This is a genomic window from Shinella fusca (genome assembly GCF_014203155.1).
GTDB classification, from domain to species: Bacteria; Pseudomonadota; Alphaproteobacteria; order Rhizobiales; family Rhizobiaceae; genus Shinella; species Shinella fusca.
This window is the reverse complement of record NZ_JACHIK010000032.1, coordinates 1-16,921: the sequence shown is the minus strand read 5'-3', so window position 1 is coordinate 16,921 and position 16,921 is coordinate 1. Positions and strand designations below refer to the sequence as shown.

At 62.0% G+C, this 16,921-nt stretch carries 13 protein-coding genes and 1 tRNA gene; 13 read left to right on the top strand and 1 reads right to left on the bottom strand.

Annotation, left to right across the window (positions count from 1 at the left end; genetic code table 11):
- Positions 1-346 precede the first annotated feature (346 nt).
- The 9 genes from HNQ66_RS23210 to rpoC all read left to right on the top strand — a co-directional run bounded on the left by HNQ66_RS23210 (position 347) and on the right by rpoC (position 12,757).
- Positions 347-422 (top strand) — tRNA-Trp (locus HNQ66_RS23210).
- A gap of 191 nt (positions 423-613) precedes the next feature.
- Entirely contained in the window at positions 614-814 is a 201-nt protein-coding gene (gene secE, locus HNQ66_RS23205) for a preprotein translocase subunit SecE (RefSeq protein WP_184147245.1), read from the top strand.
- A gap of 16 nt (positions 815-830) precedes the next feature.
- Entirely contained in the window at positions 831-1,361 is a 531-nt protein-coding gene (gene nusG / locus HNQ66_RS23200) for a transcription termination/antitermination protein NusG (RefSeq protein ID WP_119259257.1), read from the top strand.
- Positions 1,362-1,559: 198 nt separating this feature from the next.
- Positions 1,560-1,991 carry a 50S ribosomal protein L11 gene (gene rplK / locus HNQ66_RS23195; RefSeq protein WP_064329842.1) on the top strand — a complete coding sequence of 144 codons (432 nt, stop codon included), beginning with the start codon at positions 1,560-1,562 and terminating at the stop codon, positions 1,989-1,991.
- A gap of 2 nt (positions 1,992-1,993) precedes the next feature.
- The gene (gene rplA / locus HNQ66_RS23190; protein WP_184147243.1) at positions 1,994-2,689 is read left to right on the top strand and encodes a 50S ribosomal protein L1; all 696 of its coding nucleotides are present in this window, start codon (positions 1,994-1,996) and stop codon (positions 2,687-2,689) included.
- Between the two features lie 353 nt (positions 2,690-3,042).
- Complete coding sequence (gene rplJ / locus HNQ66_RS23185; RefSeq protein WP_184147241.1) at positions 3,043-3,561, top strand: 50S ribosomal protein L10; 519 nt, start codon at positions 3,043-3,045, stop codon at positions 3,559-3,561.
- Positions 3,562-3,621: 60 nt separating this feature from the next.
- Entirely contained in the window at positions 3,622-3,999 is a 378-nt protein-coding gene (gene rplL, locus HNQ66_RS23180) for a 50S ribosomal protein L7/L12 (RefSeq protein WP_064329845.1), read from the top strand.
- A gap of 254 nt (positions 4,000-4,253) precedes the next feature.
- Entirely contained in the window at positions 4,254-8,393 is a 4,140-nt protein-coding gene (gene rpoB / locus HNQ66_RS23175; protein WP_184147239.1) for a DNA-directed RNA polymerase subunit beta, read from the top strand.
- A gap of 152 nt (positions 8,394-8,545) precedes the next feature.
- Entirely contained in the window at positions 8,546-12,757 is a 4,212-nt protein-coding gene (rpoC, locus tag HNQ66_RS23170) for a DNA-directed RNA polymerase subunit beta' (RefSeq protein ID WP_184147237.1), read from the top strand.
- A 97-nt stretch (positions 12,758-12,854) separates the two neighbouring features.
- Here the strand turns inward: rpoC and HNQ66_RS23165 are convergent, their stop codons facing one another.
- Entirely contained in the window at positions 12,855-13,151 is a 297-nt protein-coding gene (locus HNQ66_RS23165) for a transcriptional regulator (RefSeq protein WP_184147235.1), read from the bottom strand.
- Between the two features lie 580 nt (positions 13,152-13,731).
- On the opposite strand from HNQ66_RS23165, the gene rpsL reads away from it, so the two are divergent.
- From rpsL to HNQ66_RS23660, 4 genes are all read left to right on the top strand, one after another.
- Positions 13,732-14,103, top strand: a complete 372-nt coding sequence (gene rpsL / locus HNQ66_RS23160) for a 30S ribosomal protein S12 (protein ID WP_022719193.1) — start codon at positions 13,732-13,734, stop codon at positions 14,101-14,103.
- A gap of 55 nt (positions 14,104-14,158) precedes the next feature.
- Positions 14,159-14,629: a 30S ribosomal protein S7 gene (gene rpsG, locus HNQ66_RS23155; RefSeq protein WP_069059038.1), complete on the top strand. Its 471-nt coding sequence runs from the start codon at positions 14,159-14,161 to the stop codon at positions 14,627-14,629.
- Positions 14,630-14,661: 32 nt separating this feature from the next.
- Positions 14,662-16,761 carry an elongation factor G gene (gene fusA, locus HNQ66_RS23150; protein WP_184147233.1) on the top strand — a complete coding sequence of 700 codons (2,100 nt, stop codon included), beginning with the start codon at positions 14,662-14,664 and terminating at the stop codon, positions 16,759-16,761.
- A gap of 65 nt (positions 16,762-16,826) precedes the next feature.
- Positions 16,827-16,921: GTP-binding protein (locus HNQ66_RS23660; RefSeq protein ID WP_244523315.1), on the top strand; the 95-nt coding region annotated here is incomplete at its 3' end.

The window sequence follows — 16,921 nt, the reverse complement described above, 5'->3', positions numbered from 1 at the left end:
GGGAACGGCCACCTGCCTGCATCGGCCGGGATGCGCATCCCGGCCGATGCAAGCAAGTAAACCACATCTCATCCACACAAGCCCGAGGATGACGGAGGGGAGGGACGTACTGGAGGAACAGTCGGGCGGCGCGGCTTCCGATCCGTTCTTGGTGTCTCTCTCGCTTCGCTTCTTTCGTCATCCTCGGGCTTGACCCGAGGATCCGGGCGGCGTGCGCGGCGCAGGTGGATGCGCACTGATTTGTTGTAAGAAATACACTTTTCGCACTTGCCAAGCGCGCCCGCGCGCCGTAAAGACGCCATGCCTTGCCGGTACGGACGCTTTGTCCGGGATGCGGCGGGCGAGAAGGGGTATAGCTCAGTTGGTAGAGCGGCGGTCTCCAAAACCGCAGGTCGGGGGTTCGAGCCCCTCTGCCCCTGCCATTTTCGCCGGACAGCGCGGACCACTTGCAGCGACGGCGGGCGATGGCATGGTGGCACGGGCCGCCTAAATTCGTTAAAAGTCCGGTTGCCTCTTGTGAAAAAGGGAATCGGGCTTTATGTAGGGCAAAACAGACACGCGGTGCGTGGGGCTGAGAGTTCAGCTTTACGCGCCGTAATGGCGTGGACATTCAATGGCATCGAAAACGAATCCGATTGCGTTTCTGCAGCAGGTACGCTCCGAGACGGCGAAAGTGACTTGGCCCTCGCGGCGCGAGACGATGATCTCGACGGTCATGGTCTTCGTCATGGTCTTCCTGACTGCGCTGTTCTTCTTTGCAGCGGACCACCTGATGGGTTTTCTGGTCGGCCTCGTCCTTGGCGTCGGCGCTTGATCGGTTGGAGATGAACATGGCTTCGCGTTGGTACATCGTCCACGCCTATTCGAATTTCGAGAAGAAGGTCGCCGAGGATATCGAGAACAAGGCCCGCCAGAAGGGTCTCGATCACCTCTTCGAAAAGATCCTCGTGCCGACCGAGAAGGTTGTCGAGGTGCGTCGCGGCCGCAAGGTCGATTCCGAACGCAAGTTCTTCCCCGGCTATGTGCTGGTGCGGGCGAACCTGACGGACGAGGCGTATCACCTCATCAAGAACACGCCGAAGGTCACGGGGTTCCTCGGTTCCGACAACAAGCCGGTTCCGATCCCGGACAGCGAAGCCGAGCGGATCCTCTCGCAGGTCCAGGACGGTGTCGACCGTCCGAAGCCTTCGGTCTCCTTCGAGATCGGCGAGCAGGTTCGCGTTTCCGACGGTCCGTTCGCCTCGTTCAACGGCATCGTCCAGGACGTCGACGAGGAGCGTTCGCGCCTCAAGGTGGAAGTGTCGATCTTCGGCCGCGCCACCCCGGTCGAGCTGGAATACGCCCAGGTCGAGAAAATCTGATTTCGGCGGCGCCTTCCGGCGCTGCCCTTTGAAATCCAATCTTCATCGAAGGTTGGTGGCGGAGGTTTCCGCCGATCGCGTGGAAGGGAAGGCGGCCTGTAGCCGGGCGCCCGCACCGCACCACGCAACCGCAGCCGCCGGTCTTCGGGCCGGCATCGAGGGCCGGGCAACCGGCCGCATTCTGAAAGGCAGAGAGAAATGGCTAAGAAAGTTGCAGGCCAGCTCAAGCTTCAGGTCAAGGCAGGATCGGCAAACCCGTCCCCGCCGATCGGCCCGGCGCTTGGTCAGCGTGGCATTAACATCATGGAATTCTGCAAGTCGTTCAACGCAGCGACGCAGGAAATGGAAAAGGGTATGCCGATCCCGGTCGTCATCACCTACTACCAGGACAAGTCCTTCACCTTCGTGATGAAGCAGCCGCCGGTGACCTACTTCCTCAAGAAGGAAGCCAAGATCCAGTCCGGCTCGAAGACCCCCGGCAAGGGCGGTTCGGTCGGCAAGCTCACCAAGGCTCAGATCAAGTCGATCGCCGAAGCCAAGATGAAGGATCTCAACGCCGCCGATATCGAAGGCGCGATGGCAATGGTCGAGGGCTCCGCCCGCGCCATGGGCCTGGAAGTGGTAGGTTGATCATGGCCAAGGTAGCAAAGCGTCTCCAGAAGATCCGTGAAGGCATCGACCCGACCAAGCTCGTCGCCCTTTCGGACGCCATCGCTCTCGTCAAGGAGCGTGCGACGGCCAAGTTCGACGAAACCGTCGAGATCGCCATGAACCTCGGCGTCGACCCGCGCCATGCCGACCAGATGGTCCGCGGCGTGGTCAACCTGCCGAACGGCACCGGCCGCGACGTTCGCGTCGCCGTCTTCGCCCGTGGCGCCAAGGCTGACGAAGCCAAGGCAGCCGGTGCGGACGTCGTCGGCGCCGAAGATCTCGTCGAGATCGTCCAGGGCGGCAAGATCGACTTCGATCGCTGCATCGCGACCCCGGACATGATGCCGCTCGTCGGCCGTCTCGGTAAGGTCCTCGGCCCGCGCGGCATGATGCCGAACCCGAAGGTCGGCACCGTCACCATGGACGTTGCAGGCGCCGTCAAGGCATCCAAGGGCGGTGCTGTCGAGTTCCGCGTCGAGAAGGCCGGTATCATCCACGCCGGCATCGGCAAGGCTTCCTTCGACGCCAAGGCACTGGAAGAGAACATCAAGGCTTTCGCTGACGCCGTCATCAAGGCGAAGCCGGCCGGCGCCAAGGGCAACTACGTCAAGCGCGTTGCCATCTCGTCGACGATGGGCCCGGGCGTCAAGGTCGACCCGTCCAGCGTCAACGCATAATTCGGATCCGGCTCCGGCCGGCTCCCGAAAGAATTCCCGGCCTTGTCTGGCCGGGAATTTCCGGGGCAACCCGGAACTCCTGTCCGAGATTGCAGGTGGCCCATTTCTCTTGGGATTTTGGCCTTAATCACGTTGCCTGCATGAGACGGGTGAGACCTGAATTTCACTCAGCGTCGGATGACGCGGAATTCGGTTCGAACCTACCTTGCCTGTGCCGCGGCTTTTTGGGCCGAGCGCGGGGGGACAGGATCCTCGAGCGTCGCTCGGGATCTTTGAAAAGGGATCCCTGGCGGCAAAGGCAAACCCGGCAGGCCCCCGTGAGAAGTCACGGTCCTGTCAACTGGAGATAGGCAGTGGAAAGAGCGGAAAAACGCGAATTCGTCACGGAGCTGAATGAAGTCTTCAAGGCTTCCGGTTCGGTTGTCGTGGCCCGCTATGCCGGCATCACCGTTGCACAGATGAACGATCTTCGTACGAAGATGCGTGCAGCTGGCGGTACCGTCAAAGTCGCGAAGAACCGCCTGGCCAAAATTGCCCTTCAGGGTACGGAATCGGAAGGGATCACCGATCTCTTCCAGGGTCAGACGCTCATTGCATATGCAAATGATCCGATGACCGCTCCGAAGGTAGCCATGGATTTCGCCAAGACCAACGACAAGCTCGTTGTTCTCGGTGGCGCCATGGGTGCGACCACGCTCGACGCAGAAGCAGTCAAGTCGCTTGCGACTCTGCCTTCGCTCGACGAGCTGCGTGCAAAGCTCCTGGGCCTCATTGCAGCCCCGGCAACGCGCGTCGCCACGGTCGTTGCAGCACCGGCAAGCCAGCTTGCCCGCGTGTTCGCAGCCTACGCCAAGAAGGACGAAGCCGCGTAAGGCGGTTTTTCGCTGTAAATCAAACACACCAGTTCGAACCGAACAAAAGGAAATACGAAAATGGCTGATCTCGCAAAGATCGTTGAAGACCTCTCCTCGCTGACCGTCCTGGAAGCTGCTGAGCTTTCCAAGCTGCTCGAAGAGAAGTGGGGCGTTTCGGCTGCTGCTCCCGTGGCTGTCGCTGCCGTCGGCGGCGGTGCTGCTCCGGCTGCTGCCGAAGAAGAAAAGACCGAGTTCGACGTTATCCTCGTTGACGCTGGCGCCAACAAGATCAACGTCATCAAGGAAGTCCGCGGCATCACCGGCCTCGGCCTCAAGGAAGCCAAGGACCTCGTCGAAGGCGCTCCGAAGCCGGTCAAGGAAGCCGTTTCCAAGGCTGAAGCTGCCGACCTCAAGAAGAAGCTTGAGGACGCCGGCGCCAAGGTCGACGTCAAGTAATACCGGAATGCGGTGGGAGAGGGTTTCGACCCTCTCCCATTGACGATTCCTCCGGACTGATTACCCAAAAGCCGCGAAAACCGGCTTTTGGGTAATGGGTTCTTCAAGAGGATGGTCTTCCGCCAGGCTATAGGGCAATCCGGCCCGTAACCCGGCAGAGAAGACGAGATTGATCCAACCCATGATCGACGGGATCGACTGGCCAGCGAACCCCGTCCGTTGCAGGCCCGGATGCTTAATTTGAAGGAGCGACGATGGCTCAGACCCTTTCGTTTAACGGTCGCAGGCGCGTACGCAAGTTTTTTGGAAAAATCCCCGAAGTCGCTGAAATGCCGAACCTCATCGAGGTTCAGAAGGCGTCTTACGATCAATTCCTGATGGTTGAAGAGCCCGCCGGCGGTCGTCCGGACGAGGGCCTTCAGGCCGTTTTCAAGTCGGTTTTCCCGATCACGGACTTCTCCGGCGCTTCCATGCTCGAATTCGTCTCCTACGAATTCGAACAGCCGAAGTTCGACGTCGAGGAATGCCGCCAGCGTGACCTGACCTATGCGGCGCCGCTCAAGGTGACGCTGCGCCTCATCGTGTTCGATATCGACGAGGATACGGGCGCCAAGTCCATCAAGGACATCAAGGAACAGAACGTCTACATGGGCGACATGCCGCTCATGACCGACAACGGCACGTTCATCGTCAACGGCACCGAGCGCGTCATTGTCTCCCAGATGCACCGTTCGCCGGGCGTGTTCTTCGACCACGACAAGGGCAAGAGCCATTCTTCCGGCAAGCTGCTCTTTGCCGCCCGCGTCATCCCGTATCGCGGTTCCTGGCTCGACATCGAGTTCGACGCCAAGGACATCGTCCATGCGCGCATCGACCGCCGCCGCAAGATCCCCGTCACCTCGCTCCTCATGGCGCTGGGCATGGACGGCGAAGAGATCCTGTCGACCTTCTACACGAAGTCGCTCTACCAGCGCGACGGCGAAGGCTGGCGCATTCCCTTCAATCCGGACGCGCTGAAGGGCCAGAAGGCCGTTTCGGATATGATCGACGCCGACACCGGCGAAGTCGTCGTGGAGATCGGCAAGAAGCTGACGCCGCGTCTGCTCAAGCAGCTTTCCGAAAAGGGCCTCAAGGCCCTCAAGGCGACCGACGAGGACCTCTACGGCAACTACCTCGCCGAAGACGTCGTCAACTACGAGACGGGTGAGATCTATCTCGAAGCCGGCGACGAAATCGACGAGAAGACCCTGCCGGTCATCCTGTCGGCGGGCTTCGACGAAATCCCGGTCCTCGACATCGACCACATCAATGTCGGCGCCTACATCCGCAACACGCTCGCCGCCGACAAGAACGAGAACCGCCAGGACGCTCTGTTCGACATCTACCGCGTCATGCGCCCGGGCGAGCCGCCGACGATGGAATCGGCCGAAGCCATGTTCAACACGCTGTTCTTCGATGCGGAGCGTTACGACCTCTCCGCCGTCGGGCGCGTGAAGATGAACATGCGCCTCGACCTCGACGTCGAGGACACGGTCCGCATCCTGCGCAAGGAAGACATCCTTGCCGTGGTCAAGATGCTGGTCGAGCTGCGCGACGGCAAGGGCGAGATCGACGACATCGACAACCTCGGCAACCGCCGCGTCCGCTCGGTCGGCGAGCTGATGGAGAACCAGTACCGTCTCGGCCTGCTCCGCATGGAGCGCGCGATCAAGGAACGCATGTCCTCGATCGAGATCGACACGGTCATGCCGCAGGACCTGATCAACGCGAAGCCGGCGGCCGCCGCCGTTCGCGAGTTCTTCGGTTCCTCGCAGCTCTCCCAGTTCATGGACCAGGTGAACCCGCTTTCGGAAATCACCCACAAGCGCCGTCTTTCGGCCCTTGGCCCGGGTGGTCTGACCCGTGAGCGCGCCGGCTTCGAAGTCCGCGACGTTCATCCGACCCACTACGGCCGCATCTGCCCGATCGAGACGCCGGAAGGCCCGAACATCGGTCTGATCAACTCGCTCGCGACCTTCGCCCGCGTCAACAAGTACGGCTTCATCGAAAGCCCGTACCGCAAGATCGTCGACGGCAAGGTCACGAACGACGTGGTCTACCTCTCCGCCATGGAAGAGGCCAAGTACCACGTCGCCCAGGCCAACTCGGTGCTGAACGACGACAACTCCTTCACGGAAGAGTTCGTCGTCTGCCGCCACGCCGGCGAAGTCATGCTCGCCCCGCGCGACCAGATCAACCTCATGGACGTTTCGCCGAAGCAGCTCGTTTCGGTCGCGGCCGCGCTCATCCCGTTCCTCGAGAACGACGACGCGAACCGCGCGCTCATGGGCTCGAACATGCAGCGTCAGGCCGTGCCGCTCCTCAGGGCGGAAGCCCCGTTCGTCGGCACCGGCATGGAACCGGTCGTCGCCCGTGACTCGGGCGCTGCCATCGCGGCCCGCCGCGGCGGCGTCGTCGACCAGGTCGACGCGACCCGTATCGTTATCCGCGCCACCGAAGACCTCGATCCGTCGAAGTCGGGCGTCGATATCTACCGCCTGCAGAAGTTCCAGCGCTCCAACCAGAACACCTGCGTCAACCAGCGCCCGCTGGTGACCGTCGGCGACGTTCTGAACAAGGGCGACATCATCGCGGACGGTCCGTCGACCGACCTCGGCGACCTGGCACTCGGCCGCAACGCGCTCGTCGCGTTCATGCCGTGGAACGGCTACAACTACGAAGACTCGATCCTGATGTCCGAACGCATCGTCTCCGACGACGTGTTCACCTCGATCCACATCGAGGAATTCGAAGTCATGGCCCGCGACACGAAGCTCGGTCCGGAAGAAATCACGCGCGACATTCCGAACGTCTCGGAAGAAGCGCTGAAGAACCTCGACGAAGCCGGTATCGTCTATATCGGTGCAGAGGTTCAGCCGGGCGACATCCTGGTCGGCAAGATCACCCCGAAGGGCGAAAGCCCGATGACGCCGGAAGAAAAGCTCCTGCGCGCCATCTTCGGTGAGAAGGCCTCCGACGTTCGCGACACCTCCATGCGCATGCCGCCCGGCACCTTCGGCACGGTCGTCGAAGTTCGTGTCTTCAACCGCCATGGCGTGGAGAAGGACGAACGCGCGATGGCGATCGAGCGTGAAGAGATCGAGCGTCTGGCCAAGGACCGTGACGACGAGCAGGCGATCCTCGACCGTAACGTCTACGGCCGTCTGATCGACATGCTGCGCGGCCACGTCGCCGTCGCCGGCCCGAAGGCCTTCAAGAAGGGCACCGAGCTGTCGAACGCCGTCATCTCCGAATATCCCCGCTCGCAGTGGTGGATGTTCGCCGTCGAGGACGAGAAGGTCCAGGGCGAGATCGAAGCGCTCCGCGGCCAGTACGACGAATCCAAGTCGCGCCTCGAACAGCGCTTCATGGACAAGGTCGAGAAGGTCCAGCGCGGCGACGAGATGCCCCCGGGCGTCATGAAGATGGTTAAGGTCTTCGTCGCCGTGAAGCGCAAGATCCAGCCGGGCGACAAGATGGCCGGCCGTCACGGCAACAAGGGTGTCGTCTCGCGCATCCTGCCGATCGAGGACATGCCGTTCCTCGAAGACGGCACGCATGTCGACATCTGCCTCAACCCGCTGGGCGTGCCTTCGCGCATGAACGTCGGCCAGATCCTCGAAACCCACCTTGCCTGGGCCTGCGCCGGCATGGGCAAGAAGATCGGCGACCTGCTCGACGAGTATCGCAAGACCATGGACATCGCCGACCTGAAGCGCGAGCTGACGGAAGTCTACGAGAGCGAAGCCAAGGACGAAGTCGCCCACTTCGACGACGACGCCCTGGTCAAGCTCGCCGAGCAGTCCCGCAAGGGTGTCTCCATCGCAACGCCGGTCTTCGACGGTGCGCATGAGCCCGACGTTGCCGGCATGCTCAAGCGTGCGGGCCTCGACTCTTCCGGCCAGTCGGTTCTTTACGACGGCCGTACGGGTGAGGCTTTCGACCGCAAGGTGACCGTCGGCTACATGTACATGATCAAGCTGAACCACCTCGTGGACGACAAGATCCATGCCCGTTCGATCGGTCCGTACTCGCTCGTTACCCAGCAGCCGCTGGGCGGCAAGGCGCAGTTCGGCGGCCAGCGCTTCGGGGAAATGGAAGTCTGGGCGCTCGAAGCCTACGGCGCCGCCTACACGCTGCAGGAAATGCTGACCGTGAAGTCGGACGACGTGGCGGGCCGCACCAAGGTGTACGAGGCGATCGTGCGCGGCGACGACACGTTCGAGGCGGGCATTCCGGAGAGCTTCAACGTTCTCGTCAAGGAAATGCGCTCGCTCGGCCTGTCGGTGGAGCTCGAGAACTCCAAGGTCGATCCGAACGCGGAAGCCGGCCAGCTTCCGGACGCGGCGGAATAAGCCTGATCGGGTGCGCGCCGCAAAGGCGCGCACCATCTCCGCTCCTGCCGCAAGGCGGGGGCGGCTCATCCGTTTCAAGCAGCCTGCGGCACCCGGGTATCGCCGCAATCGGCTGCTAAGCAGAGGGCCACTGGCCCACTAAGGAGATAGGCATGAACCAAGAGGTCATGAACCTTTTCAACCCGCAGGTGCCTGCGCAGACGTTCGATTCCATCCGGATCTCGATCGCGTCTCCGGAAAAGATCCTTTCCTGGTCGTACGGCGAGATCAAGAAGCCGGAAACGATCAACTACCGTACGTTCAAGCCGGAACGCGACGGCCTTTTCTGCGCGCGCATCTTTGGCCCCATCAAGGACTACGAGTGCCTGTGCGGCAAGTACAAGCGCATGAAGTACAAGGGCATCATCTGCGAAAAGTGCGGCGTCGAAGTCACGCTGTCGCGCGTTCGCCGCGAGCGCATGGGCCATATCGAGCTCGCCGCGCCCGTCGCCCATATCTGGTTCCTGAAGTCGCTTCCCTCGCGCATCGCCACGCTGCTGGACATGACGCTGAAGGATGTCGAGCGCGTTCTCTATTTCGAGAACTACATCGTGACGGAGCCGGGCCTGACCGCGCTCAAGGAAAACCAGCTTCTTTCCGAAGAAGAGTACATGATCGCCGTCGATGAATATGGTGAAGACCAGTTCACGGCGATGATCGGCGCCGAGGCCATCTACGAGATGCTCGCCTCGATGAACCTCGAGAAGATCGCCGGCGATCTGCGCTCCGACCTGGCCGAGACCACGTCGGACCTGAAGCAGAAGAAGCTGATGAAGCGCCTGAAGATCGTCGAGAACTTCATGGAGAGCGGCAATCGTCCGGAATGGATGATCATGAAGGTCGTTCCGGTGATCCCGCCGGACCTGCGCCCGCTCGTCCCGCTGGACGGCGGCCGTTTCGCGACGTCCGACCTCAACGATCTCTATCGCCGCGTCATCAACCGCAACAACCGTCTGAAGCGTCTCATCGAGCTGCGCGCACCGGGCATCATCATCCGTAACGAGAAGCGCATGCTTCAGGAATCGGTTGACGCCCTGTTCGACAACGGCCGCCGCGGCCGCGTCATCACCGGCGCCAACAAGCGTCCGCTGAAGTCGCTGTCCGACATGCTCAAGGGCAAGCAGGGCCGCTTCCGCCAGAACCTGCTCGGCAAGCGCGTCGACTATTCCGGCCGTTCGGTCATCGTGACCGGCCCGGAACTGAAGCTGCACCAGTGCGGCCTGCCGAAGAAGATGGCGCTCGAGCTCTTCAAGCCGTTCATCTACGCCCGCCTCGACGCGAAGGGTTTCTCCTCGACCGTCAAGCAGGCCAAGAAGCTCGTCGAAAAAGAAAAGCCGGAAGTCTGGGATATCCTCGACGAGGTCATCCGCGAGCATCCGGTGCTCCTCAACCGTGCGCCGACGCTGCACCGCCTGGGCATCCAGGCCTTCGAACCGATCCTGGTCGAAGGCAAGGCGATCCAGCTGCACCCGCTCGTCTGCACGGCCTTCAACGCCGACTTCGACGGCGACCAGATGGCCGTCCACGTCCCGCTCTCGCTGGAAGCCCAGCTTGAAGCGCGCGTGCTGATGATGTCGACGAACAACATCCTGCATCCGGCGAACGGCGCACCGATCATCGTTCCCTCGCAGGACATGGTTCTCGGCCTCTACTATCTGTCGATCCAGAACCAGAACGAGCCGGGCGAAGGCATGGCCTTCTCCGACATGGGCGAACTGCACCATGCGCTCGAAAACAAGGTCGTCACGCTGCACGCGAAGATCCGTGGTCGCTACAAGTCGGTCGACGCCGACGGCAAGCCCTACACGAAGATCTATGAGACGACGCCCGGCCGCATGATCATCGGCGAGCTGCTGCCGAAGAACGGCAACATCCCGTTCGACATCTGCAACCAGGAAATGACCAAGAAGAACATCTCCAAGATGATCGACACGGTCTACCGTCACTGCGGCCAGAAGGACACGGTCATCTTCTGCGACCGCATCATGCAGCTCGGCTTCGGCCATGCCTGCCGCGCCGGCATCTCGTTCGGCAAGGACGACATGGTCATCCCGGATACCAAGGCGAAGATCGTCGGTGACACCGAAAACCTCGTCAAGGAATACGAGCAGCAGTACAACGACGGCCTGATCACCCAGGGCGAGAAGTACAACAAGGTCGTCGACGCCTGGGGCAAGGCCACCGAAAAGGTCGCGGAAGACATGATGGCCCGCATCAAGGCCGTCGAGTTCGACCCCGAGACCGGCCGCCAGAAGCCGATGAACGCGATCTACATGATGTCCCACTCGGGCGCCCGCGGTTCTCCGAACCAGATGCGCCAGCTGGGCGGTATGCGCGGCCTCATGGCAAAGCCGTCGGGCGAGATCATCGAAACGCCGATCATCTCGAACTTCAAGGAAGGCCTGACCGTGAACGAGTACTTCAACTCGACGCACGGCGCCCGCAAGGGTCTGGCCGACACCGCCCTGAAGACCGCGAACTCCGGTTACCTGACCCGCCGTCTCGTCGACGTCGCGCAGGATTGCATCGTCACGCATGTCGACTGCGGCACCGACAAGGGCCTCACGATGACGGCGATCGTCGATGCCGGCCAGGTCGTGGCCTCCATCGGCACCCGCGTTCTCGGCCGCACGGCTCTCGACGACATCGATCACCCGATCACCGGCGAGCGCATCGTCGATGCCGGCAAGATGATCCTCGAAGCCGACGTCGTCGAAATCGAGAAGGCCGGCATCCAGTCGATCCGTATCCGTTCGGCGCTGACCTGCGAGATCCAGACCGGCGTCTGCGGCGTCTGCTACGGTCGCGACCTTGCACGCGGCACGCCCGTCAACATGGGCGAAGCCGTCGGCGTCATTGCGGCGCAGTCGATCGGTGAACCGGGCACCCAGCTCACCATGCGTACCTTCCACCTTGGCGGCACGGCGACCGTGGTCGACCAGTCGTTCCTGGAAGCCTCGTATGAAGGCACGGTACAGATCAAGAACCGCAACATGCTGCGCAACTCCGACGGTAACCTCGTCGCGATGGGCCGCAACATGGCGATCACGATCCTCGACGAGCGTGGCGTGGAGCGTTCCGCGCAGCGCGTCGCCTACGGTTCGAAGATCTTCGTGGACGACGGCGACAAGGTGAAGCGCGGCCAGCGTCTCGCCGAGTGGGACCCCTACACCCGTCCGATGATGACGGAAGTGGAAGGCACCGTTCACTTCGAAGACGTCGTCGACGGCATCTCGGTTCTCGAAACGACCGACGAATCCACCGGCATCACCAAGCGTTCGGTCATCGACTGGCGCTCGACGCCGCGCGGTACGGACCTGAAGCCGGCCATCGTCATCAAGGACAAGAACGGCGCCGTCGCCAAGCTGTCCCGCGGTGGCGAAGCCCGCTTCCTGCTTTCGGTCGACGCGATCCTTTCCGTCGAACCGGGCCAGAAGGTCTCCCAGGGTGACGTTCTTGCCCGCTCGCCGCTGGAAAGCGCCAAGACCAAGGACATCACCGGCGGTCTGCCGCGCGTTGCCGAACTGTTCGAAGCCCGCCGTCCGAAGGACCACGCCATCATCGCGGAGATCGATGGTACGGTTCGCTTCGGCCGCGACTACAAGAACAAGCGTCGCGTGACGATCGAGCCGGCGGAAGACGGTGTCGAGCCGGTCGAGTACCTGATCCCGAAGGGCAAGCCCTTCCACCTTCAGGACGGCGACTACATCGAAAAGGGTGACTACATCCTCGACGGCAACCCCGCGCCGCACGACATCCTGGCGATCAAGGGCGTGGAAGCACTCGCTTCCTACCTCGTGAACGAAATCCAGGAAGTCTACCGACTGCAGGGCGTGGTGATCAACGACAAGCACATCGAGGTGATCGTTCGCCAGATGCTGCAGAAGGTCGAGATCACCGATGCCGGCGACAGCACCTATATCGTCGGCGACAACGTCGACCGTATCGAGCTGGAAGACGTCAACGACGCCCTGATCGAAGAAGGCAAGAAGCCGGCTTCGGGTGAGCCGGTCCTTCTCGGTATCACCAAGGCCTCGCTGCAGACCCCGTCGTTCATCTCGGCCGCCTCGTTCCAGGAGACCACCAAGGTCCTCACGGAAGCGGCGATCGCCGGCAAGACCGACGGCCTGCAGGGCCTCAAGGAGAACGTCATCGTCGGCCGCCTCATCCCGGCCGGTACGGGCGGCACCATGACGCAGATCCGCCGCATCGCGACGGCGCGCGACGAGATGATCCTCGACGAGCGGCGCAAGTCGACCGGCGCCGGCGTTGCCACCCCGATGCTGGCGGACCTCGCCGGCGGCGAGACGACGCCTGCCGAATAAGGCTCGAAGGGAAGGGCGGTCCGCCGCCCTTCCTCTTCCCGCAAACAAAAAAGCCGCCCGGCATCCGGGCGGCTTTCTGCATTTTAGGGGTTTGCGCTTACGCGAAGCGGATGATCGCGACTTCGCCTTCGAGCGCGCCCTTGTAGGCGGAGGCGTGCGGCTCGTCTTCCGGTGCGCCGGTGAGCGTGCCGATCTGGTCGAGGTCGGCTTCGAGGAAGCCTTCCTCCGAAAGGGCGTTCAACGCCTCGCGCACGGCCGTGTCGTCGTCCGGCGCGCTGAGCATGACGTGGATGTCGATGCCCTCGTCGCCCTCGCGCTCGTAGGCCTTGCCGATGATGATGAAGACCATCGGGTCGTCGAGCGTGTTGTTGTCGTTGTCGGCACTGGACGCCATGGCGGTCTCCTTTCGGGATCGGGTTGTGCTCGTTCTATAAAGGGTAGGGCGGCCGGACCCAAACGCAAAATCGCCGGCCTCGCAAAAAGCCGGAGGAGGGAATCGGTGGGCGGGCGGCCGGTGCGGCAATGCTTTCCTGTTGATTCCGTCTTCATGCTTTCTTAATGTTCCCGGGCGATGGCTTTTGCGCGTCGAAGGCTGGCGAAAGCGGAGAGGAGAGGGGCTCGAAGCCCTGCTTTTCAGGCGTATCAGCCCTTCGCGGCCGGGATTCTTTCGCCCCGCCCCTTGACCTTTGACCCTTTAGTCAGTATTCCGCACGCCATCAGAGCCTATGTGAGGCTGGCTGGTTCGGAATGACTCGTTCTGAAGTTCGCCTCAAACAGGGCTCGACGCACGTTGAGAACATGAATGCTGCACGCATGACGCGGTTATAGCGCGTCCTCTGCCTAACGAGGCCATCCGTAAAAGCGGAATGGCCTCTTATTGCGCATGAACACGCGTGTGGCCATGTACTCGCCCGCAAGGGTGACGACGATCCGCCCGCAAGGGTAACGAGACTAGATTTGCAAGGGATGGTTATATGCCTACCGTAAACCAGTTGATCCGCAAGCCGCGCCAGGCGTCGGTAAAGCGCAACAAGGTTCCTGCCCTGCAGGAAAACCCCCAGAAGCGCGGCGTTTGCACCCGCGTCTACACGACGACCCCGAAGAAGCCGAACTCGGCTCTGCGTAAGGTCGCCAAGATCCGCCTGACCAATGGCTTCGAAGTCATCGGCTATATCCCGGGCGAAGGCCACAACCTGCAGGAACACTCCGTCGTCATGATCCGTGGCGGCCGCGTGAAGGACTTGCCGGGCGTGCGCTACCACATCATCCGCGGCGTTCTCGACACCCAGGGCGTCAAGAACCGCAAGCAGCGCCGCTCCAAGTACGGCGCGAAGCGTCCGAAATAATACAGTAACCGGCGCCATTTCGCTGGTCGGAACCTTTTGAAGAAAGACGAAAAATATGTCCCGTCGCCATAGAGCAGAAAAGCGCGAGATCAACCCGGACCCGAAGTTCGGCGACCTCGTCGTCACCAAGTTCATGAACGCCATCATGCTTGACGGCAAGAAGTCCGTCGCCGAAACGATCGTTTACGGCGCCTTCGATGTCGTCCAGGGCAAGGCCAAGCAGGATCCGGTGACTGTGTTCCATTCTGCCCTCGACAACGTCGCCCCGCACGTCGAAGTGCGCTCGCGCCGCGTCGGTGGTGCGACGTACCAGGTTCCGGTCGATGTCCGTCCGGAGCGTCGTCAGGCTCTGGCCATCCGCTGGCTGATCGCCGCTGCCCGCAAGCGTAACGAAACGACCATGGTCGAGCGCCTTTCCGGCGAACTCATGGACGCAGCGAACAACCGCGGCAGCGCCGTCAAGAAGCGCGAAGACACGCACAAGATGGCCGACGCCAACCGTGCGTTCTCGCATTACCGCTGGTAACCGAAACTAGACGTCTCGAAAGGAGTCCGTTAATGGCTCGCGAATATAAAATCGAAGACTACCGAAATTTCGGTATCATGGCGCATATCGACGCCGGCAAGACGACGACGACCGAACGCATCCTCTACTACACCGGCAAGTCCCACAAGATCGGCGAAGTCCATGACGGCGCCGCCACGATGGACTGGATGGAGCAGGAGCAGGAACGCGGCATCACGATCACGTCGGCCGCCACCACGACCTTCTGGAAGGGCCGTGACGGCAAGACCCGCCGCTTCAACATCATCGACACCCCCGGCCACGTCGACTTCACCATCGAAGTCGAGCGTTCGCTGCGCGTGCTCGACGGTGCGATCGCCCTTCTCGACGCCAACGCCGGCGTGGAGCCGCAGACGGAAACCGTCTGGCGTCAGGCCGAGAAGTACAACGTTCCGCGCATGATCTTCTGCAACAAGATGGACAAGACGGGCGCCGACTTCTACCGCTCGGTGTCCATGATCAAGTCGCGTCTCGGCGCGACCGCCGTCGTCATGCAGCTGCCGATCGGCGCTGAAAGCGACTTCAAGGGCGTCGTCGACCTGATCGAGATGAACGCTCTCGTCTGGCGCGACGAATCGCTCGGCGCCCAGTGGGACGTCGTCGAGATCCCGGAAGACATGAAGGCCCAGGCCGAAGAATACCGCGAGAAGCTCATCGAGACCGTCGTCGAAATCGACGAAGCCGCGATGGAAGCCTATCTCGAAGGCAACTATCCGGACAACGACAAGATCCGCGAACTCGTTCGCCGCGGCACCATCGAGGTGAAGTTCCACCCGATGTTCTGCGGTACCGCGTTCAAGAACAAGGGCGTCCAGCCGCTCCTCGACGCCGTCGTCGACTACCTGCCGTCCCCGGCGGACATCCCGGCGATCAAGGGCATCGACGTGAAGACGGAAGCCGAGATCGAGCGTCATGCCGACGACAGCGAGCCGCTCTCCATGCTCGCCTTCAAGATCATGAACGACCCCTTCGTCGGTTCGCTCACCTTCGCCCGCATCTATTCCGGCAAGCTCGAAAAGGGCACGTCGGTCATGAACACGGTCAAGGAAAAGCGCGAGCGCGTCGGCCGCATGCTGCAGATGCACTCCAACTCGCGTGAAGACATCGAAGAAGCCTTCGCAGGCGACATCGTCGCTCTCGCCGGCCTCAAGGACACGACCACGGGCGACACGCTCTGCGATCCGCTGAAGCCGGTCATCCTCGAGCGCATGGAATTCCCCGAGCCGGTCATCCAGATCGCCATCGAGCCGAAGACGAAGAACGACCAGGAGAAGATGGGCCTCGCGCTCAACCGTCTCGCTGCCGAAGACCCGTCCTTCCGCGTCAAGACCGACGAGGAATCCGGCCAGACGATCATCGCAGGCATGGGCGAACTTCACCTCGACATCATCGTCGACCGCATGCGTCGCGAGTTCAAGGTCGAAGCCAATGTCGGCGCCCCGCAGGTCGCCTACCGCGAGACGATCACGCGCAAGACCGAGAAGGACTACACGCACAAGAAGCAGACCGGCGGTACCGGCCAGTTCGCCCGCGTGAAGCTCGTGTTCGAACCGAACCCGGACGGCGAAGATTTCGTCTTCGAATCCAAGATCGTCGGCGGTGCTGTTCCGAAGGAATACATCCCGGGCGTCCAGAAGGGCATCGAAAGCGTCCTGTCCTCGGGTCCGCTCGCAGGCTTCCCGATGCTCGGCGTCAAGGCGACGCTCATCGACGGTGCCTTCCACGACGTCGACTCCTCGGTCCTCGCCTTCGAAATCGCATCGCGTGCCTGCTTCCGTGAAGCCTCCCGCGAAGCCGGCGCCCAGCTGCTGGAGCCGATGATGAAGGTCGAAGTCGTAACGCCGGAAGACTATGTCGGCGACGTCATCGGCGACCTGAACTCCCGTCGTGGCCAGATCCAGGGCCAGGAATCGCGCGGCGTCGCCGTCGTGATCTCCGCCAACGTGCCGCTGGCGAACATGTTCAAGTACGTCGACAACCTGCGCTCCATGTCGCAGGGCCGCGCCCAGTACTCGATGGTCTTCGACCATTACGCGCCGGTTCCGTCGAACGTCGCACAGGAAATCCAGGCAAAGTACTCCGGTCAGAAGTGACCGGGGTGCACCCCACCAGTTTTGAATGAATTTCCCCTCGCGGGATCAGGAACGGAGAGCCGGAAATGGCAAAAGGTAAGTTTGAGCGCAACAAGCCTCACGTAAACATCGGCACGATCGGCCACGTTGACCATGGCAAGACGTCGACGACTGCAGCGAT